This window comes from Bradyrhizobium sp. PUT101, assembly GCF_052043945.1.
Taxonomy (GTDB): Bacteria; Pseudomonadota; Alphaproteobacteria; order Rhizobiales; family Xanthobacteraceae; genus Bradyrhizobium.
On sequence record NZ_CP197207.1, the window covers coordinates 1,362,775 to 1,386,270 of the forward strand.

Genomic DNA, 23,496 nt, shown 5'->3' on the forward strand with positions numbered 1-23,496 from the left:
GGCGCGCAAACCTCGGATTTCGCGTGGAGACATCGTGCAGCAACGATCGTCGGAGACTAAACGCGCGAACCGCCACGCGGGTCACTACAGAGTACTGGCGAGGAGACGACACTCCGCTTTCTGTTCCACATCCTGTATGCCCGTTCCCTCGCTTGATCGGATCATCACCTCGGATTTTCGTCCTTGTCTGCACTGTAGTAATAGCCTGTCTGGCGGCCAGTCGCGCCCCGCGAAAGACGATACGCTGGGCCATGTGAGAGTGGCCTTTACTGATTCAGCGGCCAAGGCCCAGGTAACCGGCCCCGGTCCTCTCGGCAACCAACCATGCGGCGCATATCCTCCTGGTCAATTGACACCAGAGACGCGCCCCTGCTCTCACTCATATACACTGCCGCGACGAGACTGACCGCGCTCGCGAGTAGGATGTACGTCGCGATGGGCATCCACGTATCGAAGCGCCGTAGCAGCGCCGTGCCGATCAGCGGAGCCCATGAACCAGCGACAATTGCCGTTACCTGATAACCAAGTGAGACACCGGAGTATCGCATTCGGGTAGGAAACATCTCGGCCATGATCGCCGGCTGAGGAGCATACATCATGGCGTGAACGACCAACCCAAGCATAATCGCGACGAGGATCAGCCATGTGCTCCCCGTGCCAAAGATCGGGAAGGCGACGAACGGCCAAATCATCCCAAGTGTCGCGCCAAGAATATATATCGGCTTGCGGCCTCGCTGGTCGGTCAGATGACCAACGAGCGGAATTGCGATGGCATGGACAATGTGCGCAAAGAGTAAAAGCGTCAGTATCCGCGTGGTGTTTAACTTGAGATAGCCGAGATAGGTTATCGAGAACGTAACGACCATGTAATAAAGGATGTTCTCTCCGAAGCGCAGTCCCATGGCGGTGAAAACCCCGCGCGGGTAGCGCCTAAATACCTCGACCAGGCCGTAACCGGCGTCCGCCTGCTTCTCGACCTGTTGCTTGGCAGCGTGGAAGATCGGGGAGTCGGTCACCTGGGTGCGAATATAATAACCGATGCCGACGATGACCACGGACAGCCAGAAACCGACACGCCAGCCCCACGACAGGAACGCCTCCTGAGACAGACTGGCAGACAGCACCAGCAGTACTATCGTGGCCAGAAGATTGCCAAGCGGTACCCCTGCCTGGGGAAAGCTTCCCCAAAAGCCGCGGCTCCTATTGGGGCTGTGTTCTGTCACAAGCAACACCGCACCGCCCCATTCGCCACCGAGAGCAAAGCCCTGAATGAAACGCAAAGTGACTAGCAAGACCGGCGCCCAATAACCGATCGAAGAGAAGCTAGGCAGGCATCCCATCAGGAACGTGGAGCCGCCGATGAGCACGAGACTGAACTGTAGCAGCGATTTGCGCCCAATCTTGTCACCGATGTGACCGAATACTATGCCACCTAAGGGGCGCGAGATGAACCCCACGGCATAAGTTGCGAAAGCAGCAATGATTCCATCCAACTCACTAGCCGTTGTGGGGAAGAAGAGCTTGCCGAACGCTAGCGTTGCGGCCGTGCCGTAGAGAAAGAATTCGTACCATTCGACCACCGTACCAGCCATGGAAGCGCCCACGATTTTCTTCAGGTACGACAAATTGGCAATGCGCTCGTGTTCCATATCCTGCCTCAGCTGATCATATCTAGAGTGCGAACCAACATGCTTGTTCGTGGGGCCCGAGCTCGGTGCCCCCTGTGACTGTCATTGGGTATTTTGTCTCTTAGTGCGGGGAAACTGCTGAATATTCGAACAATGTGCATTTTTTCTCGGAGCAATTGGTGTCAACCGACTTGCTTGACGGCGTTGTCTTTCCTCGCGCGAAATCGTTGCTCTCGGATTCTCTGAAACACAACGTACAGCATCGGAATCAGGAAGATGCCTATCGTGCTCGCACCTATCATCCCTGCAAAGACCGACGTTCCTACACCGCGGCGGCTGATTTCGGCGGCGCCATGCGCAACCACCAGCGGGGCCAATCCAAGGATGAAGGCGATCGAGGTCATGATTACCGCACGAAAGCGCATTCGCGCGCCGAGCACCGCGGCCTCTTCGATTTCTCTCCCTTGCTCGCGCTGCTCCTTGGCGAACTCCACGATGAGGATACCGTTCTTGGCGGCAAGGGCGATAAGGACGACGAGCCCGATCTGAGCGTACAGATCAAGTGTGAGGCCGGCGAGCAGAATGCCAATGAACGCAGCGAGCACGCCTACCACGACGGAGAGCAGTACCGGCACCGGGATCATCCAACTTTCATAGAGCGCAACCAGAAACAGGAACGCGAACAACAGCGCGAGAGCCAAGATGATTCCCGCCTGCCCGGCGGCCTGTTGTTCCTGATATGCGGAGCCAGTCCACTCGAAGGAGTACGACTGCGGAAGGGTCTTGGCCGACACCTGCTGCATGGCCTCGAGGGCCGACCCTGAGGACGCGCCTGGCGCGGGGCTGCCGTTGATGGTTACGGAGCGATAATTGTTGTATCGGGTAATGACTTGAGGACCGAGAACGATGCCGAGGTCCGCGATCGATCTAAGCGGTACCATCTCGCCGTCCTTGTTTCTGATCTGGATCTGCCAGAGCGCCGAAATATCCTGGCGATTTGCCGCCTCTCCCTGGATGTTGACCTGCCAGGCACGACCAAAGAGGTTGAAGTCGTTGGCGTAGAGGCCTCCGAGCGTAGCCTGCAGCGATGCGAAGATATCGCTTAAGCTTAGGCCCAGGGCTTGTGCCTTTTCGCGATCAATGTTGAGAAAGAGCGAGGGGGTAACCGTCGTGTAGGTCGAAAACACCCGGGCAAGCCGCGGGTCCTGATTGGCGGCACCAATCAGACCCTGCATCGTGCTGCCCAAGACAACCGGATCTTGGCCTTCCAAGGCTTCTAGCATGTATTCAAACCCGCCGCTGGTCGAAAGGCCGATGATCGGCGGCAAATTGAACGGCAGGACCGTGGCGCTTCGGATCAGCGATCCGTCACGGAACACCTTTCCGATCAGTGCTTGGGCCGAATCACTTGCCGACCGCCGATCCTCGAACGGCTTCAGCTTGGCGACAACGAAAGCCGCATTGGATGCCGCCGCCGAATCCAAAAGCGAGTAGCCCAGGATGGAGAAGGTATCCTTGACTTGGGGCATGGAAGAGACAAGCCTCTCCACTGTCCTTACCGCATCACTGGTCCGCGCCAGCGACGCGCCGTCCGGCAATTGGACCGCGATGAAGAATGCGCCTTGATCCTCCTCGGGAAGAAAGCTGGTCGGCGTGATCTTCGCCAGACCGAAGATGCCAACACCGCTCAGGGCGACCGCAACGAGCGACAGCGCGGCGACTCGCACGAGCCGTTTGACTACCGATGCATAGCCATTCTGCACGATATCAATTCCGCGCATGACACGGGCGATCAGCCCCCGGCGGGGGCCGGAATGGCGCAAGAACACGGCGCACAACGCCGGCGACAGCGTCAATGCATTGACTGCCGAGATCAACATAGCCGCACTGATCGTTACCGCGAATTGCCGGAAGAGCTGTCCCGACAATCCGGGCACGAATGCGATGGGAACGAAGACCGAGAGGAGTACAAGCGTGATCGCGATGACCGGCGCCGTGATCTGCCGCATCGCCTTCTTGGTCGCGTCCGCCGGACTGAGGTCCGGTTCCTCTTCCATGACGCGTTCCACGTTCTCCACCACGACGATCGCGTCATCGACAACGATGCCGATCGCCAGCACCATCGCCAGCAGCGAAACGGTATTGGCCGAGTACCCCATCGCGAGGAGCACAACGAAGGTGCCGATCAGGCTCACCGGCACTGCGACGGTCGGGATGATCGTCGCGCGCAGATTGCCGAGAAACAGGTAAACGACGACGACGACGAGCAGGAATGCCTCGAACAGCGTATGCAGCACCTCGCTGATCGTATCGTTCACGAAGGTCGTGGAGTCGTGCACCACCCGCGCAGTCATGCCTTCCGGGAATCGCTTGCTCAACCGCTCCAAAGCCTGATTAACAAGCGCCGACGTTTTTACCGCATTGGCGTCGGGCGCCAGAAAGATGGCCGCGGCCACCGTGGGCTGGCCATTGAGACGGCTGTCGATATCCTCGTTCTGGGCTCCGATCTCGACCCGCGCGACATCCTTCACCCGCAGCACCGATCCGTCCGGATTGGCGCGCAGCACGATATCCCCGAACTGCTCCGCCGTCGTCAGACGGCCCTGGGTCTGGACGTTCATTTGGACCTGCTGGTCCTTGCCGATGGGCGGCGCTCCGATTCTCCCCGTCGGAGCCTGAACGTTTTGCGCCTGAATGGCCGCCGCGACGTCCGACGGCGTAAGATTGAGGCTGATCAGCCTCTGTACGTCGAACCACACGCGCATCGAATATTTCAGGCGGGCAAAGAGTTGGGCCTGTCCCACGCCTGGAATGCGCGAAAGCTCGTCCAGAATATTGATGGTCATATAGTTCGCGATGAACAAGGTATCGTGCTTCTCGCTGGAGAAGGCGATAAACTGCAGGATCGCGGACGAACGCTTTCTGACGGTAATGCCCTGGCGCTGAATTTCCTGTGGCAGTTGGGGAAGCGCGGTTTGAACCCGATTGTTGACGTTGACGGTGTTGACGTCGGGGTCGGTCCCCAGCGCGAAGCTGATGGTCAGGTTGTAGCTGCCGTCATTTCCGCTCGTCGACTTCATGTAAAGCATCTTGTCGACGCCGACGATTTGGGCTTCGAGCGGCTGTGCCACACTCGTCTCCACCACAGCAGCTGACGCGCCGGGGAAGTTCGCGGAGACCTGAACCTGCGGAGGAACGATGTCGGGAAACTGTGCAACCGGCATCCTCATCATGGCGATCGCGCCGGCAAGGGTCATCACGATCGCGATCACGATCGCCAGCCGTGGGCGATCGACAAAAACGGCGGAGATCATCGATTATCTCCGCGGCTCAGAGGCTGGACTTGGCGTGGCCGGCGTCGCCAGTACCGCCACGCCCGGGCGGACACGTTGCAGGCCTTCTACGATTACCTGCTGGCCCTCGTCAGGGCCGCTCGCGAGAACGGCTAGGGTTGGAGTCGTAGAGGGATCCAGCTTGATTCCGCGCCTCTGTGCTTTTCCATCGCCATCGACGATGTAAACGTAGTCGCCGCCCTGGTCAGTGAGGACGGCTGCACGAGGAATGGTCAGCATGTTGACCGGTTCGGCCCCCTCCAGCAGCACGGTGACCAACTCGGCGTCAATCAGTTGGCGCTGCGCGCCCGGTTCGGCGCGAGAGCCCGCAACCGTCGGGTTCGGCACCACCGCGCGAAGCGTCACCGTATCCGTGTTGCCAGAGACGCTGTTATTAAGGAAGTCGAGTTTTCCAGGCTGACCATAGATGCGCCCGTCCGGCAGCCGGATCTTGACCTTGAGGGCGCCGAAGCCCGCTTCGCCGGAAATTCGCGCGCGAAGCTCAAGGACCGTTCGTACCGACACCGGAAAGACGACGTACATGGGGTCTTGGCTCACAATGGTCGTCAAAACCCCTGAATTGGGACTGACGACGTTCCCTTCGGTGACGGATGTCTGACCGATTTTTCCGTCGATCGGCGCGCGGATCTCGGTGTAAGCCAAATTTATCTCGGCCTGTCGAAGCTGCGCCTGTGCCGCCAACAGAAGTGCTTCCTGGGACTTCTGGTTCGCCTGGGCAGTATCGAATGTGGCCACGGTTCCGGCGGCGCTTTTTAGCAGTTGTTGAGCGCGATCCAGTGTCAGATTGGCGTTCTGCAGTTGAGCCTCTACCTGCTTGACCGACGCCTGCTTGCTTTGAAGATCGGCGGCGAAAGGCTCCTGTTCGAGCTGATACAACAGATCGCCCTTCTTGACCTCCGTCCCTTCCGTAAACAGGCGCTTGGTCAGAAATGCTGTCAGGCGAGGCTGAATGTTGACGCGTTCGACCGCCTGTATTCGCCCGAGAAATTCTGATGTTTCGGTGATGGGCCTACGCTCCACCTTTACGACACCTACCGGCGACAGAGGCGCCGCCTGTTGCGCTTGGGTCGGCGCGACGACCGCGCACCCGATCAATACAAGATGACGAAGGGAACGCATGGCCTCACTTTAGGATTGATCTGCCGCCTACAAAACGATACGGTTTCGTTTTATCTACCTCCGTTTATCTCCCTGTCAAGAACTTTGGAGACATTGGTTCTGGCGAGTCGCGTCGATTGGAAGTGCAAGCATGCGAAAAGCAAAGGTAGCTGTTTCTATTTCGCCGCATGCGCGTCTTGCGCGCCCGGGCAGACCGCGGGCCGCCGAGATCGTCGACCGCAACGAGTACATCCTTCGGGTTGCGAGCGAGGTTTTCCTGACTTCCGGGTTCGACCGAACGTCCGTCGATGCGATTGCCGCGTCAGCCCGAATATCGAAGCGCACGCTCTACAACCGATATACCGATAAAGCGACGCTCTTCCGGGCTGTCCTCAGTGACTTGATTGACCGCTGGCTCGTACCGCTCCATCAGTTCAGCTCCGAGGAAGGAGATCTAGAGCAGACGCTACTTGCGCTTGCCCACTACCTCGTAACATTCGTATTGCAACCACATTCCTTGAACATCAATCGCGTCGTGATATCCGAAGCTCAACGTTGGCCGGAGTTTGGACGGCTGGTCACGGAGAGGGCGAGAAAGCCGGCAATTCAGGTGATCAAATCGATCCTGTTCCGGCATCGCGGGCGCTTGCGCGAGACCGATCTCGAACTCGCCGCGAAGCATTTCATGAGCCTTACCGTCGACAGCATTATGCTTTCAGCCCATCTCGGCGGCGTAGAGTCCGCATCCGAGAACGTCGACGTATGGGTTCGCGCATCCGTGAAGCTCTTTCTTGGTGGACTCCCGCACCGAGATTAACCGGCAAGGCTCTTATCGTATGTCGAACCTGCGGCGTACAGTAGCGCGACGATCACATCGTCAACGGAAACCCGGCTCGAGAGCCGGCGACGTGGTATGCCCGACGCCGCATGAAAGATCTGTCAACACACGGAACCTCATTGTAAGCGCGGCCCGATGCCTAATTCGCGAACTCGGCTTGGCGCGCACAACCACAAGATTGATCGCGCAAACTGCGGGCGTTTCTGAAGCGCTCATCTTCAAGCACTTCGGGCAAAAGAACGATTTACTTTTGGCGGCCCTTCGAGGCGAGAACAGTGCAATTGTCGTTGTATCGGGGCGCGAGTCCGCGGGTACCGACGAGGTTCGAAATCACCTGAAAAGAAGCGCACAAGCGGCGCTACGCTACTACCAGCAAATCGTGCCATCGATCGCAGCATCGTTTGCGGATACCACTCTGCTTTCCGAGCATCGACGATGGATCCTCGATCTTCAATCCGGAAACCAGGACATCATCTATGACCGACTCAGTGGGTACGTAGCCGAAGAACAACGCCTGGGACGACTCCGAACCGAATGCGAGTCGTCGGTCATCGCCGAAATGCTGCTCGGCCCATGCTTCCGTCGTGTATTTCGTCACTTTTTCTTCGGCTCGAAGGAAGCGTTTCCTGAAACGCAGTTCCTTTCTGATTTGGTTCAGGCGCTCGAGAGCGCCTTTGTGGTCCCGTGTTCTAGTCGCTCCTCCGGATAAGTCATGCCGGACGACTGAACTCTTGATGAAGCCACCGTGGCGGCGATCGTAGCGACGATAGCATCGCTGATGCGATACGCCATTCGTTGAAAAGATGTGGCAAGGCATGCAAGTTCCGCCGGCCGCGAGAAGCGATCGATTTTCAAAACCGCCCGAGGCAACAACAACGACGCAGTGTATGGTTCAGAATTGATTGCATATTGAATCGCAGAACCCGGCCCAATCGTGCCCGCTTGGCACGAGCGGTCGATCTCGCCCGAGCGTTGAAGGCGCCTCGCCAGGAACTTCGTGCGTGGTGCGGCTAGCCCGCCAAGGCCCCGTTCTCCTCACCGGCTGGGCAGTGAGAGATTTCTGATCCACGTGCAACCATGAGGGCCCGCGTTGGACCTCACAGGCGATATCGCCCCCTCTTCCTAACGAAATCGACAAACACCTGCAACGGCATAGGCTGTTGCCGCCGGCTTGGATAGTAAAGGAACATGCCCGGAATAGAGCTGCTCCAGTCGACCAGCAACTCGAGCAGCCGAGCTTCCGCGATATAGCTCTCCACCACCGACTCCGCCATGAAGGAAATGCCGATCCCGTCGAGGGTCGCGCTCAGCAGGAGATCAACGTCATTGACGGTGAGAGAGCCTTCGAACTCTGACCTCGATATTTTCGCGGCCCTTGCGGAAAATCCACGGCTGCATCGTGCCGTCCCAAGGCCATCGGAAACGGATGCAGTTGTGGCCGTGCAGATCCTTCGGAACGAAGGGAACAGGGCGACTCTCCAGGTATCTAGGAGCGGCCACGACGATCATCTTGGGGTCGTCGGAAAGGCGCAAGATCGTCATGTCCTGTTCGATGCTCCGACCGACCCGGATCCCAGCATCGAACCGGCCGCTCACCATATCACGGTCCGTGTCGTCAACGACAACATCGAGGCGAATAGCGGGATACTCCGCAAGAAACGGTGAGATCAGTGGAGCAAGCTGTCGAATTGCGGCCGGTCGAGAGACGGCCAGTCGCAACGCACCTATTGGTTTGTCCCGATAGAAGTTGACGCTCTCAATCGCGTGATCAAGGCCATCGATGATAGGTTTTATTTCACCGAAGAGCCGCTCTCCAGCTTCGGTCAGCGCGACGCTGCGCGTCGTGCGATTGAAGAGCCGCACGCCAAGCCTCTCCTCAAGGGACCGGATCCTCTGACTTATCGTGGGTAGCGAACTCCCGACCTGGACCGCTGCCTTCGTGAAACTGAGTTGCTCGGCAACTGCGACAAAGGCAGTTAATTCGACGAGCTGTGGGTGCACCATTCTTCCAAACATCCAAATAGGCTCTTTGACTTCTGAGGCATTCTCAAACTCTCGCTCACTCTTCAAAAGTGAATTTGAGGCGATGACGAGGTCATCGCGCTGGTCCCCTTGCGAAAGAAAGAAGAGAATGAAAGCTCTTAAGTTGATTGCCTTGTCTGCAGCGTTGCCACCGCCCTGTCGCCAGCCCTTGCGGGAGCGTACTGCATCAGCGACAGTTTGATATTCAAAGGGTGCGGCTACGAAACGCTGGCGCAGTGTCGGGCCTCCAATTCCGGAACGGGCGGCACTTGTGTGCGTAACCCTCTCTATCTGGACGGCACGACTCCGCTGGCGTACTCGCCGAAGCGAAACCATCTGCAAAACAAGCATTCGGTCGAATAAAGCCCTGTGCCGCGCTTCGAGCCCGGACTTCATTGCCGGGCTCGAAGCGGGACCGATCGGGACTCGTAGCCTCACGCCCGTCTCGAAATCGGTCCTGATAGGTCGAGCGCCTCCCCCGTCGTCGTTTGAGTAGGTGCCCTCTCCATCTTCACAGAAAGCCAACAAAACGAGACGGTATCGTTGTGTTTGACGATGTCAAGCGAACCGCCCCATCGAAAAAGTGAAGGATTGCTTGGATGCTGGACGTTGTTGAGGTCTTTGATGTCATCCGCGTTGATCCGGACACCGGAAGGGCCGTTTGGACAGGACTGACGGGCACCCGTGCTGCGCTTGAGCGTGATGGCTTTTCCGTGGACCAAAGGTCAATTAACCTCTGTCCAAGGGATTGGGTGAACGACAGCGGATATCTCGACGTCGACCTCGCTCGAGAACATCCGAGACCCTGGGGCATCTGAAATCGCCTTGTCGGATATGGCGAACGAGTCGCCGCTCGACTGGTTGCTCAACGGATAGTGGCAAGGCTCGCAGCATTGCGCAGGGTCTGTTGCCCAATGTGCGGTCTCTGACCCGTCTTTCCAGGACAGCGCTTAAGGCAGCGGTTCGATCAGCAGTTCGCGTTGGTGGTGCGCCAATTCAAAAAGGGTCGCGATGGTCCAGCCCTGCCTCCATTCCGAACTGTCATCCAGCGACGACTTCTCAAGGGCCAGCGCATAGGTACTATTCGGCGATGCAGCCGAACGAGACCCACGGCCGGCGCGAACTTGGTCGCCGGTCTTCCAAGGGACGGTGAAAGCAACCTGATCCGCGCCCCCGGCCAAACAGTGGTGTCGAACCTCATCCGCACATCGTCGTTCGCCCGTCTCAGAAAGCGCTGAAGGCAATGTCGAGAAAGAGAGCGAGAGGATGAAGGCAGTGATCGTCGCGACTGCCACCTGCCAGCAGCCCGCAACCAACACCGCTTTGGATCGTCGCCGCAACAGCCGACATCTGCGACCTGCACACCTGACTCATCGTTCCTCCTTCAACGAGAGGCCGTATCCGGCGATTGCCATGCCTTGAAACAGCGTATCGAAAGCGAAGATGAGAGCGACCGTCGTCTGCGTGGAGAGAAGCCACAAGAGCGCGATCCAGAGTCCGGTGCAGACGTCAACCAGGCCGGAGCACAAGATCCAGCTTGCTCCCTCCTCGGGAAACGCCGTCAAACCGATCCAAATTCGGATGGCACCGCATGAAATCATGAGAGAGCACACGCAAAACAGTGACGAGGCAGACGTAAGATTCTCGTCCCAAGAAAGCGCCAACCCCGCGAGGAAATAAAGTACAGCGCTCAGCAACCAGTCCCAATAGAGCGCTCCCCGTGCAATCTTAACTACAAAGAGTACGACTGCAATTCCCCCAAATATGGCCGAACTTCCTCCAAAGTGTCCCGGAGGATGTTCATCAGCGAGCGCATCGGCGATCGCAACAGTGCTTAGCGTGATAAGGATTACACCGAGAAACACAACTCTCAGCCAATCGCGGTCGTTGCCAAACCGGTCCTTGAATATCCGCCGGCTTCGTTCGGTTGCGGTTTCGTTTCCGCTTGCATTTGACATCGCCCATGACCGAAGAAATCGGGCGACGTTCGCCTTACCATTCTGAGCCATCATGGAACACCTCACCTCTTGATTTGACCAGGAGCCTCGTGAGGCTCTTCGACTCATTGCGAAATCCTGCCGCGGTCTCGCTCGCGGGCGACGTTACGAGAATTCCGACTCTGCACGACGCCGACCTTTTCTGCATTATGCTTCCGCTGGAGTTTCCGGCGGTGTGCTCGCACTCCTAAGCCTCCGCTGCGCGTCGAGGTCGTAGAGGATCGGTACGACAAAGACGGTGAGCGCGGTCGAGACCACCGTTCCGAAGATCAGCGATATGGCGAGCCCGCCGAACACAGGATCGGTCACCATGACCGCTGAACCGAGAACGATGGCGAGCGTCGTCAGCAGGATCGGGCGAAGGCGCACCGCGCCGGCCTGCCGAACGGCAACATCGAGCGGCATCCCGTGCTTGAGATTGTCCTGGATGAAATCGATGATCAGCAGCGAATTGCGGATGACGACGCCAGACAGCGCGATAATGCCGACCATGGAAGTCGCGGAGAAGTCCGCACCCACCAGCCAGTGTCCCGGAAAGATCCCGATGATGCCGAGCGGCACCGACGACATGGCGATCATGGGCACAAGGAAGGAGCGGTAGTAGGCGACGAGAAGGAAATAGACGAGCAGCAAGGCGCCGCCGAGCGCGATCCCCATGTCGCGGTAGATGTCGAGGGTCATGCGCATCTCGCCGCCCCAAAGCAGTTGGTAGCCGTCAATGGTATCTGGTGCGTCCTGATTGAAACCGAGATTGCCGGTCTTCAGCGCCCGGCCGTCCGGCGCGGTAATGCCCGCAAGTCGCCGCTGGAGATCGAGCACAGCGTAGAGCGGCACGGAATGTGACAGTTCGGCCCCGACGAAGGTGACCTTTTCGTCGTCGCGATGCTGGATCGGCCGGTCCGCTGCGGCAGGCTGGATCTTGACCAATTCAGACAGCGGCACAGGCTTGCCATCGACATTGTCGACGAAGATCCGGTCGAGACGGGCCGGGTCGACCGCGAAGCGACGCGGCACGAAGGCCCTGACGTCGACCGGATTTTTCTCATTCGGCAGATGAGCCCGGCTCAGGTCCTTGCCGCCATAGACGAGAGACAACGCCTCGGCGATCTGGGCCGGAGAGACCTTGGACAGCGCGGCTTTCTCCTTGTCCGGAATGACGCGGTGCTCCGACACGTCGACCGGCTCGGTGTTGGAGAGGTCGACGGTGTCGTAGGTTTCCTCGAACGCCTTGAAGACTTCGGCCGACAAGGACCGCAATCCTTTGGAATCCGGGCCGTACAGCTCTGCAAGCACGGTCGAGCGAAGCGGCGGGCCGGGTGGGTCCTCAACGAGGGCAACCTTGGCGCCCGGATAGGATTTGCGGATTGCGTCGACCTTCGGTCTCAGCTTCCGTACGATATCGATCGAAGTCTCCGACCTGTCGTGTTTATCGGTCAGGTTCACGCGGATTTCGGCCACGTGATTGCCCGTGCGCCCGGCCGTTCCTTTGAACAGGCCGTTGAAATCGTCGACGCCCGCCTGCCCTATCCAGGTCTGGTAGTTGATGACGTTCCTTTCCGTCGCGAGCAGCGCTGTGATCTCGCGGACGAATCTGTCCGTGGTTTCGACCGGAGCGGTTTCCGGCAGGGAGACCACGACATTGAAGGTATTCTTGTTGTCCTTCGGCAGGAAGCCGATGGCGACGCCCAACGGTGAGACCGCCCCGCCCACTCCGGCGGGGCGAACGAATTGCCAGGCGCCCTGCATGATGGAAGCCCCCATCAAGAGGAAGATCACGGCCCCGAAGGCCAGTCGCGTTGAGCGGTGCTGTTGCAAAGGCGCGATGAGACGCAGATAGAGACGCTCCATCCATCCTGGTTCGCCGTGGCTCGCCTCCTGGGTGTGCGCGTCCTCCTCCTGAACGGTGTGCCGGTGGAGCCAGCGATTGGCCGCCCAGGGCGTGACGATGTAGGCCACAACGACCGAGGCCGCCATGGCGATCGGCACGTTGTAGGCGATAGGATAGAAATATTGCCCTGGCATTCCGGTGATGAGGAACAGGGCAGCGAACACCAGCATCACCGCGAAGGTTGCAAGGTTGGTGGCGTTGCCAATCTCATTCGTGGCCCGGATCGTGGTTGCTTCCTTGGTGGATTGGGACCGCCTGATGCCATAGTGCCGATGGATGTTCTCGATCACAACGATTGCGGCGTCCACCAAGAGGCCGAGGGCCAGGATGAATGCGAACAGGGTTACCCGGTTGATGGTCACCCCTCCGAGCAGGTCCGCGGCAAGCGTAATTGAGAGGATGAGCGGGACGGTGACCATGACGATCATCGCCTCGCGCCAGCCAAGGAAGAAGATCAGCACCAGACCGACCGTTCCAAGCGCAACGAGGAGGTGTTCAAGCAGCAGGTTTACGGCGGCATCCGCCTTCTCTCCGTCATTGCGCGTGACGACGATCTGGACGTCCTTGGGCACGAAGGAGGCCTGCATGCGTTCGACACGGTCGATCACGGCATTGGCGACCACGACCGCATTGGCGCCCTTCTTCTTGGCGACGGCGATGGTCACCGCCGGGAGATCCGCTGAGTCCGCTTTGCCGAAACGGGAATCGCCGCGTCCGAATGAAAACCGGCTCAACGCGGTCACCTCCGACGGTGGGCCATCCGTCACCGTCGCCACGTCGCGCACATAGACGGGGCGGCCGTCATGGATGGCGACGATCTGGTTGAGGACGTCCTCCGCCGACGTAAAGGAGGCCGAAAGCTTGATGGCCTCGACCTTGCCGTCGCGCACGGTCGGCTGCATCGGCACGGAAAGATTGCTGGCGGCAAACGCCGCATAGGCCTGGCTCAACGTCACCCCGAAGGCCTGTAGACGATCCGGATCGAGCTCGATGGCGATTTCGCGCGCGCGCCCGCCCTTGACGTTCACCACCGAGACGTTGTCCGTGCTGCGCAGCCGTTCGGCCATACGCTCGGCCACCCGCCTCAGCGCGTAATCGTCATATTGCGACGAGGCCAACGTGAAGGTCACGATGGGAACATCGTCGGCATCGACGCTCCGCACGACTGGCCCGCCGGCATCGGAAGGCAGGCGGCTCCGGCTCGCAAGCACACGGTCATAGAGCTTCACCAGCGACTCTTCCTTCGGCTGGCCCACCTTGAACTGCACCTGAACCATGCCGAGAGAGTTTTGCGCCGTGCTCTCGACGTGATCGACGCCAGGTATTTCGCTCATGATGCCTTCAAGAGGCGTAATGATCAGCTCCTCGACCTCCGCCGCCGAGGCACCCGGCAGGCTCACCGTGATCAGCGCGGCAGGCACCACGATCTGAGGGTTTTCCTCGCGCGGCGCCTTTACGACCGCCAGGACGCCCGTCAAAGCCACTGCAACGATGAAGACGATCGTCAACTTCGAGGTGATGAAGGCCTGAGCGAGGCGTCCGGCAATGTTCAGGCGGGGCTCGTTCATCGTGCGCGCTCCACCTTCTCAACTACCGAACCGTCGCGCACCGTATCGTTCACAACGGCGAGAATCGTCTCCCCGCCCGCCAATCCCGCAACAACCTCGACGGAATCGCCGAGGTCGCGGCCGGTGCGCAGCCAGCGGAAGCGCGCGATCTTGCCGTCAAGCACGAACACGCCGTCGATTCCGCCACGGCGGACCAAGGCGCCGCGCGGAATCGTCGGCGTCTTCTGCATGCCAAGAACGATTTCCGTGCGACCGAACATGCCCGGCACGAGAGATGGGTCGTTCGGCAGGACAATGTTGATCTCATAGCGGCGGGTGATTTCGTCGCCCGAAGGCACGATACCTCGGATGTGGCCCGCGAACGGGGTATCACTCAGCGTGTCGATCCGCACCACGACCGGCGTATTAGGGTTGATCAACGCGAGATTGCGCTCCGAAACGAACGCCTTGAACAGCAGAACCTCGCGGGATTCCACAATGAGGATGGTGGATCCCGCCGTCGCCATCTCGCCGCGGCGCCTGGCGACAGAGACGATGACGCCGTCCACCGGACTCGTGATCGTGGCATAGCTCCTCTGCGCTTCCGCGGCGGCGAGAGCCGACCGAGCCTTATCGAGCGCCGCGCGGGCGATGTCGGCTCTCACCCTTGACTTGCGTAGCGTCTCGGACGCCACCGCGCCAGACGGCGCAAGCGTGGCGTATCTCTGGGCGTCCCTCTCAGCATCCTCCAAATCTTCCTGGCTCGCGCGAACGCCGGCCTGCGCTTGGCGGATGGCCTCGTCGATATCGGATGGGTCGATGCGCACGAGCAAGTCGCCACGCGAGACTTTCTGCCCCTCCCGGACATCGAGTTGCTCGATAAAACCAACCACACGGGAGGACACGACGATGCGTCCGTCGGAGATGACCGAGCCCGGAACAGTGTAGCTGACGGGAATATCCACCACCTCGACCGTGGTCACGGGAGCGCCGATCGGTTTGCCTGAAGTCTGATCGTTCACCGCCTTTTCGTTACAGGCGGCGAGAAGGATAAGAAGAGAGAGAACGAAGAAGCTGCGCGCAGGCTTGGTCATTTCATTTCTCGCCTGCCACGTTGTGAAACGCGCGTTGCAGCACGACCGTGACGTGTCGGGCAATGATCGACGGGTCCGCGTGCTCAGGGCGTCCGCCCGATAGGTAAGGGAGCAGCGCCGCGAGCTGCACATGGCCGAGCATCAGGCTGATGATCGACACCGCAGTGAGAAAACGCTGGTTTTCCGACCTCTGCGGATCGGCAAGACTACTCACGAGCCTAAAAGGACGTTCGAGTACCGAGTCGGCGAGAGCTTTCAGACGCGCCCCGTCACCATCGACCAGTTCGCGCACAAGCAGGCGAAAGAAAACGCGATCCTCCACCAGCAACCGAACGAACCAATTGACGAAGGCCGTGAGCCGCTGGCTGGATGTGCCCGCCCCCTCTAGGAGTTCCACCATCGGAGCGGTCTTCTGGGCAAAGACGTGGGCAAGCGTCTCGCGGATGAGATCATCCTTGCTCCTGAAGTGGTGGTAGAGATTGGCCTGCGTGACCCCCACCTCACCCGCCAGGTCCCGCATCGAGACAGCGCTGTACCCGAGATCAGCATAAAGGCGGGCGGCGACATCCAATATCTCGCCGCGGGTATCGACGGCATGCATAACGGCCTCGGTCAGTTACTGAACGTTCGTTAAGTGTAGCTCGAGGTTTCACTGCGGTCAATCTTGTAAGTTCGTTCGAACGAACTATATTTGGCCGGAGAGGGACAGTCAGTGATCGTAAAAGAGCCATCACTAAGTGGACACGGGGCACGCAGCGCCAAAACGCGCTCGCAGTTAATCGAGGCTGCGATCGAGGTGATCGGGGCCGTCGGCTACGAAGGTGCCAGCACCCGTGCGCTCGCGAAGGCTGCGAGCACCACACTGTCGGCCATTCCCTACCATTTCGGAGGGAAGAAAGAGCTCTATCTCGCGGCCGCTCAGATGATCGCGGAATATGCTCGTGGGCGCTTCGAGGAAATAACAGACATTCTGGAAAGTGGGTCGGCCGCCGACGGAGGCGCCCACCTCGAGGAGGCCTTGATAGGCCTCCTGCACATCATGCTAGACGATGCTGAGCCACATTCCTGGACGTCTTTCGTTGGACGTTGCGTCTACGACAACGACGATGCTTTCGCCCTGATCCATGAGCAGGCGATCGCCCCCTTGCTTGAGCGCCTTGTCCGCGCTGCAACCGATTTGTCCCGACGCAATTCGGAAGATGAGGCGCTGCGGCTGCGCATCAGCGCAATTGTCACGGCGGTCATCAGTTTTAGATTTCTTCGCGGCGTCATGCTTCGTGGCATGGGTTGGAAGAGCATCCAGGGTAACTATGCTCGCCAAATCGAAGAACTGATCCGCGACTTGTGCCGCAGCGAGTTTCTTGACGTGCGGCATTCCCAAGAGACCGCCTGAAACAGGCTCGGCTCGACAACAGTTTTCACACACGCCAGAGAAGGAAATTTCCGATGAGCGATCAATCCAATGCGCACGAAGCCGTCATCTGGGCGAAGCAGCGCCTCGATGATCTCGACACGATGATATCGGAAGGCGAGAAGACCGCCGACAAGCTGAAGGCAAGCGCGAGCAAGGAAGCCGAGATCGCGCTCGCCAGCCTACTGGAATCTCGTCACAAGTTGCAGAAATACCATGAAGAGCTGCTCGCCCAAGCTGATGGAGCGAAGCGGGGCGCAGAGAACATTCAGGATGTGATTGAGGCCGAATGGGTTGAGGTCGAAACCGCATTTCGGTCCTTCCTCTCCGCTGTCGAGGGACACGCCAATACGGCTCGCGACATCGTTGCCGCGCGTGTGAAGACCCAACGCCAGTCATGGGAGGCATCTCTGAAGGACTTGCGTCACCGCGCGACCGAAACAGTGGAAAAAGCACGTTTCGATCTGGATGCCGCAATCAAGCGCCTGTCGGATCAAGCCGAAACATTCCAGAGTCGGATTGGCGAGGCCAAAGACGCCGGCGACGAATCTTGGAAGGCCGTAAAGAGCGGGCTTGCCGAGGCCAAGGCCGTGCACGACCGGACGATCCAGAGGATCAAAGACGCCTTCGCGGGCCTGCTCTAGTCGAGCCGCTTCGACCAGCAGCTTTTCAAGCTATCCTAAGAAGGAAACAGACATGAAAATCCCTTCATCGGCCACTGGCCTTGCGATCCTCGCTCAGGCTACTCTATTCGCGGCTCCAGTCACCTTCGCACAAGACTCGACCTCGCACCCCTCTTCCAGTCAGGGCAAGCCGTCACCTGCGCGGCAGGCCATACAATGGTCGCAGGATCGGCTCGCCGAATTCGACGCCACCATCGCCGTCCTGGAACGGGACGCTGCCAAGCTCCAGGAAGATGCCCGCGCAAAGGCCGAGAGCGCACTGAACGAACTTCGCGACAGGCGCGACGCCTATCGGACTAAAGCTGAGGAAGCCGTTGCCAATGCCAAAACTTGGACGGATACCCAGGCGGCCGACGCGCGCAAGTCACTCGATGAAAGCTGGACCGCGTTCCAGACCGCGACGGATAAGTATCTCGAAGCGACAAAGGCCGATCTCGCGACCCGTCGGGCCGTGCTGGAGGCCGAACTCGAGGCGCGCCAGAAGGTGTGGCAGAAATCGATCGATGAGTTGCGCGCCCAGGCAAACAAGCTCTCCGCCGAGCAGCGAGTGGCCATCGAAGCCCGCATCGATGCCCTCAAAGCGCAGGCAGACGAAGCGAAGGTCCGGATCGGACGCCTGAAGGATGCCTCCAGCGAGACGTGGAATACGGCGAAGAAAAGCTATGCGGACACGCAGAAGCTCTTTTTCGACACCTATGCTTCGATCCGCAAATCCATAGAGGACGCGTCGAAGTAGCTCCTTATCCCGCGCGCTCGGGCGGCGTCCAACCCTGCGCCGCCTAAACGCTACGGAGAATACGAATGAGTCTCAGAGATGAAATCTCGGCGCTGCGCGCGGAAATTGCCGCCCGACCTCACAGAGCGCGCGCCGAGGCAACGGGCCCTAGCAACTCCTCGCCCAGTGCGCACGGGCTGCAGAGCCCGGATGACCGGCTCGGAACCGAAGAACTCTTGAAGTTAATGAACGAAACGCTCGACGAGTTTTCCGAAGAACTGGATAAATTTCCCCGATTGACAGCGCTTGCCGCGCTCGGCGTCGGCCTTGCGGTCGGGATCATCATCGGCCGTCAACTCCGTTAGGCATCCGCCGCATTGTTCGAAAGGCACCCATGTCCGCCCTCAGTTCAGCAAAATATATGGCCGGGTGGCACTACTCCGCCGCCAGGTTCTTCTTCGGCAATTGGTCCGGCGCGCGATCGCGGGCGCACTGTCGATCGCCGCGCTCATCGTCGCCGCTGGCCTTGCGACCTATGTCCTGTTTCTTACGATCCGGGCTCCGTTCGGAGATCTTGGCGCAACCTTGGCGATTGCGGCGCTCTATCTCGCCGTAGCTGTCATCTTGCTGGTCTACACCATGCGGGAGACAACGTCCCCCGAACTCGAAGCGCTATCTGAGATGGAGGCGGCAGCGCTTGAAGAGATTGCGGCCGACGCACAAGGTGCGGTGCAAATGTTCAGCGCCACAGGACATCGCATCGAGAACCTCGGCAGCAGCGTCACGCTCGGCATCGGCATCCTGTCTGCGCTGCGCAAACTGTTGGCGTCTCGGAAATCGTGAACCGACCAGAGGATCATTGGTTCACGTCTATGACCGACAACCAGATAGCAACGAACACAGCAGCAATCAGCGATCCAAGAACGAAACCTTGCATAGCGTTTAGAAACGGGCTGCCGCGCGTCGATATGAGAACGACGTAGTCGAGCAGGCAAGAGCCCAACGTATTGGATTCAAACCGACCACCTCGCCTGCTTCGCCAAAGCGCCCGTGTACATGCTATGATTCGATTTCCTGGGCGGCCAGTGGATAGCCGTACCCCTGCTGTGACTTTGGCAAAAGTCCGGTCAAAAGCATCCTGATAGACAATCGCAGCCGCTTGTCCTGCCCTTTGGGATCGATTGGTATGCCGTACATGGCACAGCGCATGTTGTGACCGAGTACGATGTGAAGGAAAGCTTCCGCCACGATCTTGCCGTCCGCGATCTCCAGCAGGCCTTTGGCTGCAAGACGATCAAAGAGTTGCGCCGTCGTCACAACGGCCTTCAGCCAACCTTCCTCATTGGCCAGCGACGCTAGCTCGGGAAAATTGCCGGCCTGCGCAGCGAGAATGCGTCCGACAGACCAAGCGCCCGCTTCGCCGCTTACCGCCTGCAGCTTACGCCCCAAGTCGACAAGGCTCTTCTCGATGGACAGTCCCGAGCGATTGCTAACCGGCATTTCCGCGGCAGTCGCTAACGGCGCAAGCCAACGTTCGATCTCCTGTCTCAGCACGGCCCCAAACAGGCCGCGCTTGTCATGATACTGGGAGTAGAGCGTGAGCTTGCTGACCCTAGCGGCCGCGGCAACCGCATCGATCGATGTCGCGTCAAATCCTCGTTCCAGAAACAGCGCAGTGGCTACATCGATCAGCCGTCGATCACGCTCCGCGGCGTCGCTCTTGGTCGGACGCCCACCATGTGACTTGGACCTCCTCGCCCTCGCCGTCTTGGCCACCGATGGCATCAAGCCTTTCCCCGCACGACTGGCTTTCTTGCTAGATCCGTCCGCGTTCATGCCTTGCCTTCACGGAACTGTCAGCGTGAGTCGACAGAAATTGCAAGGGCTGACCGGGCTTACTAAGACTTGGGTAGATGCCGTTCGATAGGGAAAAGCCGAAGAGACGTCAAGGAACAAGGCACGCCTGCGCCGACCTTCTCTCGGCCTTCCAATAGAGTTCCGCATATTGCCGGTCTGAATCCGGACGGGGCCGGTGAAGAACTCCTCGATCGACAGAAATCAGATGGAGGCCGAGGCGGTCGCGCCAGGTGAACTCCCAAGTGAAGCCGCTTGAGCCGACGCATCGTTCGATTCCCGCTCGTGACCGCGGAGCGCGCGACCGAGGGCCATCAGCGGGAAATAATGACGGTAGAGGTCGTATCGCAGCATGAAGGCGCGAGAGAGTTCCGGCCCCTGCACAAGTTGCTCCCGAAGTCGCGAGTCGTCGGGCCGGATCGACTGGCCGACGCCATAACCGGGGAAGCCGGTTCCGGTGAACTCTGCCTCGTCCCAACCACCAGCGGACTGCCGTTCGACGAGGAACAGACAACCGCGCCGGATACCGTCACGGTCCTGCGGGCGATTGGCGGCGAGAAGCGCCATCAACGCCCATGCAGTCTGCGAGGCCGTCGTCGTACCGTGCCCAGCCAGACTCGCATCCACATAGGACGCGCAGCTCTCACCCCAGCCGCCGTCCAACTGCTGACGCTTGGTCAGCCAGTCGCAGGCGCGCGCAATATAGGGCTGGCGCATATCCTCTCCGATCGCCGCCAGGGCCGGCAGCACCGTTCCAGTGCCATAGAGGTAGTTGACGCCCCATCGGCCGAACCAGGGCCCGTTACACTCCTGCTCGCGCCGAATATAGTCGAGGGCACGCACCATGGCGGGGTGGCACCGGGACAGGCCGAGCTTGCCGAATGCCTCAACAACATGGGCCGTCACGTCCACCGACGGTGGATCAAGCGCCTCCCCGAAATCGCAGAACGGAATTTTGGTCAGGATTCGCCTATTGCTATCCTTGTCGAACGCACCCCAGCCGCCTTCCTCGCTCTGCATGCCGATCAGCCAGTCGATCCCGCGCCGGATCGCCTCGTCTATTCCGCCCTCGCGCCATTTCGGCTCGTCACGAAACGGCGCCAGCGCGATGAGAGCCACAGCGGTGTCGTCGGTGTCAGGATAGTGATCGTTTGCATATTCGAACGCCCAGCCACCCGGCGCCAGATGAGGCAGCTTGATCGCCCAGTCACCCGGCACTCTCACCTGACGATCCAGAAGCCACTGGACTGCCTTCTCAACCGCTTCCAGGTGTGCACCGCCCGCACCCGCGTCATCCAGCGCGACAAGCGCGAGTATCGTGTCCCAGACGGGGCTGTTGGTTGCCTGAATCCAGCTTGCTTTGCCCCGATCCCTCCGCCAGCCCGGATCGTCGAGGGCGGCTACAGCCTTGGCCATCACCGGATGATCCAGCGAATAGCCTTCGACATGCAACGCCATCATACCGTAAATCCACGGCGGCTGGATGCCGCCCCATGCACCGTCGGCATCTTGATGCCGGATGATCCACTCCAAGACACGGCGAATGGCGGCCTCGCGCGGCTTTTTCCAGCCCAGCCGTCCTCCCAACGACTGCACTCCATGCAGCACCCTGTCGATCCACCTGAACAGACCGTCCGTCAGGCCCGCCCCCAATCTTGCTGGAAGGCGGTAATCGAACCGGTCGCGTCCCTCGGGGAACAGGGCATCGAGCCCATTGCCGTGTGGCAGTGGCCGCGACCGGCGCCGCGCCGACAGGATCGACAGCGGCATCATTGTCGCCCGCGCCCATTGCGCGAAATTGTAGATGGAGAAGGCGAACCAATGCGGAAGCCATATCACTTCCGGCGGCAGGTTGGGCGTCTGCTCCCAGGGCCATTCGCCGATCAGCGCCAGCCAGTAGCGGGTGAACACCCGGACGTTGCGCAGCCCGCCCTTGCGCGCGATCCACTCGCGGGCGCGCGCAAGGGCGGGCTCATTGTCGGACCAGCCCATCGAGCGAAGCGCCGCATAGGCTTCGACCGTCGCGTTGATGTCGCCGTTCGGGGCTCCATGATAGACGTGCCACGAGCCATCCGTCCGCTGCGTCTCCAGCAGCGAGCGGGCAAGGCGCGGACGCAGCGGGTGATCCTCAAGCTCCAGAAACCAGAGCGCGAGGCACCATTGGGCTTCCATGCAGGCGTTGGATTCGACATGGCCGACCCAATGGCCGTCGGGCTTCTGCCGCCGCAGCAGCCATTCAATCGCCGCGCTCACGGTTGCCCGCAGCACGAGGTCGTCGCTGTGCGCGCTTGAACTCGGCAAGGCCGCTTCGGCCAAAACTTTCATTTTTCGTCAGCTTTCAGCAGGGTGTTCTCGCCGTTCCATTTGAAGAATCGGCCGGTGCTTTCCATGTCGAGCGAGCGATGGATTTCCCGCGCGCTTTTCTTCGGGTGTCATATCCGCAGCGGCACCATCACGACGAAATTCGGATAGTGCTGGATACCTCATTTCGGGTTTGGCTTTTTCCTGGCGGAATCCCGATCTGACATGACTACGCGGCATGGTTCGCTCAAGCTCTGGAGGTTCTCCTTGAGGCATACGACGATGCGGTCCACACTTGGTATGTAGCTGCTACAGAGGCGGAACACATCCGGTGTACAAGCTTCTCGCTCCTCCAACGTCCCTTGCCTGTCTTCGGCTTCCGCGGCGGACGCGACATTGAAGATCAGCACAATCGCGAGACCGATGATCAACCGTCTGACCTGCTGTGGTGTTTCGTAGCTTCCAAAGCGATGGCTCTCTTGCTTGCTATGGTCGATCTTCTGTGTTTGTCGCTCGGTACTTCCTCGCACGTACGGCCCTTCCTACGTCAAGCCTGCCCCGCGCCGATCAATGGTGTCGCTCACGGCGACTGCTCACTCCAGCCAGCATACAGCAGCGTGCGCTTCATGGCCGCGCACACCGCCAGCGCTTGCCACCCCTCTTGAAAAGAGAAGGCGCCCCACCTGGAAAAGTCCCGATCGGTCGGCCGGACGGCGCAAGCCGGCGGGTGGACTGTTGCGACAAACGAAGTTTGCAATCAGGGGGCCTTCTGCAACCATTTTACAAACAAAACAGTACCGTATCGTTTTGTTTCTGTCAATGGCATTCCGCCTCATTCCGACATCGGCTCCAGAGGGGCTGGAAGGATCACCCAACAACAGCTTCTTACCGAACCCGGTACGAGGTATCCGAACTTTGGAGACACCACATCTCATGCCGCCCGTTCGGCGATTGGCGGCGGCTATCGCGTGCCTGTGTGGGCCTAAATCCAACAATAGTGGAATGAACCCCGCCAAGCAGGGCGCCTGAACGAATGACGCCGGTGCGCTGTACCAAGCGAGAGAAGA

20 protein-coding genes are annotated in these 23,496 nt (G+C 59.7%); 8 read left to right on the forward strand and 12 right to left on the reverse strand.

The window, feature by feature from the left end; all coding sequences use genetic code 11:
- Positions 1–266 precede the first annotated feature (266 nt).
- The 3 genes from ACSHT2_RS06625 to ACSHT2_RS06635 form a co-directional block, all read right to left on the reverse strand.
- A complete protein-coding gene (locus ACSHT2_RS06625; RefSeq protein ID WP_440640881.1) occupies positions 267–1,649 on the reverse strand; it encodes an MFS transporter in 1,383 nt (460 codons plus the stop codon).
- A 161-nt stretch (positions 1,650–1,810) separates the two neighbouring features.
- A complete protein-coding gene (locus ACSHT2_RS06630) occupies positions 1,811–4,942 on the reverse strand; it encodes an efflux RND transporter permease subunit (RefSeq protein WP_440640882.1) in 3,132 nt (1,043 codons plus the stop codon).
- A gap of 3 nt (positions 4,943–4,945) precedes the next feature.
- Positions 4,946–6,100, reverse strand: coding sequence for an efflux RND transporter periplasmic adaptor subunit (locus ACSHT2_RS06635; protein ID WP_440640883.1), 1,155 nt, complete (start codon positions 6,098–6,100; stop codon positions 4,946–4,948).
- A gap of 130 nt (positions 6,101–6,230) precedes the next feature.
- On the opposite strand from ACSHT2_RS06635, the gene ACSHT2_RS06640 reads away from it, so the two are divergent.
- Both ACSHT2_RS06640 and ACSHT2_RS06645 read left to right on the forward strand, forming a co-directional pair.
- Positions 6,231–6,896, forward strand: coding sequence for a TetR/AcrR family transcriptional regulator (locus ACSHT2_RS06640; RefSeq protein ID WP_440640884.1), 666 nt, complete (start codon positions 6,231–6,233; stop codon positions 6,894–6,896).
- Positions 6,897–6,915: 19 nt separating this feature from the next.
- A complete protein-coding gene (locus ACSHT2_RS06645) occupies positions 6,916–7,626 on the forward strand; it encodes a TetR/AcrR family transcriptional regulator (protein WP_440642787.1) in 711 nt (236 codons plus the stop codon).
- Positions 7,627–8,014: 388 nt separating this feature from the next.
- Here ACSHT2_RS06645 and ACSHT2_RS06650 read toward each other — a convergent pair whose 3' ends face one another.
- Both ACSHT2_RS06650 and ACSHT2_RS06655 read right to left on the reverse strand, forming a co-directional pair.
- Positions 8,015–8,281 carry a LysR substrate-binding domain-containing protein gene (locus tag ACSHT2_RS06650; protein WP_440642788.1) on the reverse strand — a complete coding sequence of 89 codons (267 nt, stop codon included), beginning with the start codon at positions 8,279–8,281 and terminating at the stop codon, positions 8,015–8,017.
- On the reverse strand, positions 8,241–9,335 hold the full coding sequence (locus ACSHT2_RS06655) for a LysR family transcriptional regulator (protein WP_440640885.1): 1,095 nt from the start codon (positions 9,333–9,335) through the stop codon (positions 8,241–8,243). Before ACSHT2_RS06655 ends, ACSHT2_RS06650 begins: the two co-directional genes overlap by 41 nt.
- Before the next feature lie 203 nt (positions 9,336–9,538).
- Here ACSHT2_RS06655 and ACSHT2_RS06660 point away from each other — a divergent pair, with 203 nt between their 5' ends.
- On the forward strand, positions 9,539–9,757 hold the full coding sequence (locus ACSHT2_RS06660; RefSeq protein WP_440640886.1) for a hypothetical protein: 219 nt from the start codon (positions 9,539–9,541) through the stop codon (positions 9,755–9,757).
- A gap of 132 nt (positions 9,758–9,889) precedes the next feature.
- On the opposite strand, the gene ACSHT2_RS06665 is transcribed toward ACSHT2_RS06660, so the two are convergent.
- The 5 genes from ACSHT2_RS06665 to ACSHT2_RS06685 all read right to left on the reverse strand — a co-directional run bounded on the left by ACSHT2_RS06665 (position 9,890) and on the right by ACSHT2_RS06685 (position 16,066).
- A complete protein-coding gene (locus ACSHT2_RS06665; protein ID WP_440640887.1) occupies positions 9,890–10,234 on the reverse strand; it encodes a hypothetical protein in 345 nt (114 codons plus the stop codon).
- 75 nt (positions 10,235–10,309) lie between these two features.
- Entirely contained in the window at positions 10,310–10,951 is a 642-nt protein-coding gene (locus ACSHT2_RS06670) for a hypothetical protein (RefSeq protein ID WP_440640888.1), read from the reverse strand.
- A gap of 132 nt (positions 10,952–11,083) precedes the next feature.
- A complete protein-coding gene (locus tag ACSHT2_RS06675; RefSeq protein WP_440640889.1) occupies positions 11,084–14,392 on the reverse strand; it encodes an efflux RND transporter permease subunit in 3,309 nt (1,102 codons plus the stop codon).
- The gene (locus ACSHT2_RS06680) at positions 14,389–15,465 is read right to left on the reverse strand and encodes an efflux RND transporter periplasmic adaptor subunit (RefSeq protein ID WP_440640890.1); all 1,077 of its coding nucleotides are present in this window, start codon (positions 15,463–15,465) and stop codon (positions 14,389–14,391) included. Before ACSHT2_RS06680 ends, ACSHT2_RS06675 begins: the two co-directional genes overlap by 4 nt.
- Before the next feature lies 1 nt (position 15,466).
- Positions 15,467–16,066 carry a TetR/AcrR family transcriptional regulator gene (locus ACSHT2_RS06685; protein ID WP_440640891.1) on the reverse strand — a complete coding sequence of 200 codons (600 nt, stop codon included), beginning with the start codon at positions 16,064–16,066 and terminating at the stop codon, positions 15,467–15,469.
- A gap of 111 nt (positions 16,067–16,177) precedes the next feature.
- On the opposite strand from ACSHT2_RS06685, the gene ACSHT2_RS06690 reads away from it, so the two are divergent.
- The 5 genes from ACSHT2_RS06690 to ACSHT2_RS06710 all read left to right on the forward strand — a co-directional run bounded on the left by ACSHT2_RS06690 (position 16,178) and on the right by ACSHT2_RS06710 (position 19,117).
- On the forward strand, positions 16,178–16,858 hold the full coding sequence (locus tag ACSHT2_RS06690; RefSeq protein ID WP_440640892.1) for a CerR family C-terminal domain-containing protein: 681 nt from the start codon (positions 16,178–16,180) through the stop codon (positions 16,856–16,858).
- Positions 16,859–16,911: 53 nt separating this feature from the next.
- Complete coding sequence (locus ACSHT2_RS06695) at positions 16,912–17,520, forward strand: hypothetical protein (protein ID WP_440640893.1); 609 nt, start codon at positions 16,912–16,914, stop codon at positions 17,518–17,520.
- Positions 17,521–17,572: 52 nt separating this feature from the next.
- Entirely contained in the window at positions 17,573–18,295 is a 723-nt protein-coding gene (locus ACSHT2_RS06700; RefSeq protein WP_440640894.1) for a hypothetical protein, read from the forward strand.
- Positions 18,296–18,360: 65 nt separating this feature from the next.
- On the forward strand, positions 18,361–18,639 hold the full coding sequence (locus ACSHT2_RS06705) for a hypothetical protein (protein WP_440640895.1): 279 nt from the start codon (positions 18,361–18,363) through the stop codon (positions 18,637–18,639).
- A gap of 100 nt (positions 18,640–18,739) precedes the next feature.
- On the forward strand, positions 18,740–19,117 hold the full coding sequence (locus ACSHT2_RS06710) for a hypothetical protein (protein WP_440640896.1): 378 nt from the start codon (positions 18,740–18,742) through the stop codon (positions 19,115–19,117).
- Positions 19,118–19,333: 216 nt separating this feature from the next.
- Here the strand turns inward: ACSHT2_RS06710 and ACSHT2_RS06715 are convergent, their stop codons facing one another.
- The gene (locus tag ACSHT2_RS06715) at positions 19,334–20,110 is read right to left on the reverse strand and encodes a TetR/AcrR family transcriptional regulator (RefSeq protein WP_440640897.1); all 777 of its coding nucleotides are present in this window, start codon (positions 20,108–20,110) and stop codon (positions 19,334–19,336) included.
- A gap of 222 nt (positions 20,111–20,332) precedes the next feature.
- Positions 20,333–22,453 carry a squalene--hopene cyclase gene (gene shc / locus ACSHT2_RS06720; protein ID WP_440640898.1) on the reverse strand — a complete coding sequence of 707 codons (2,121 nt, stop codon included), beginning with the start codon at positions 22,451–22,453 and terminating at the stop codon, positions 20,333–20,335.
- Positions 22,454–23,496: the final 1,043 nt, after the last annotated feature.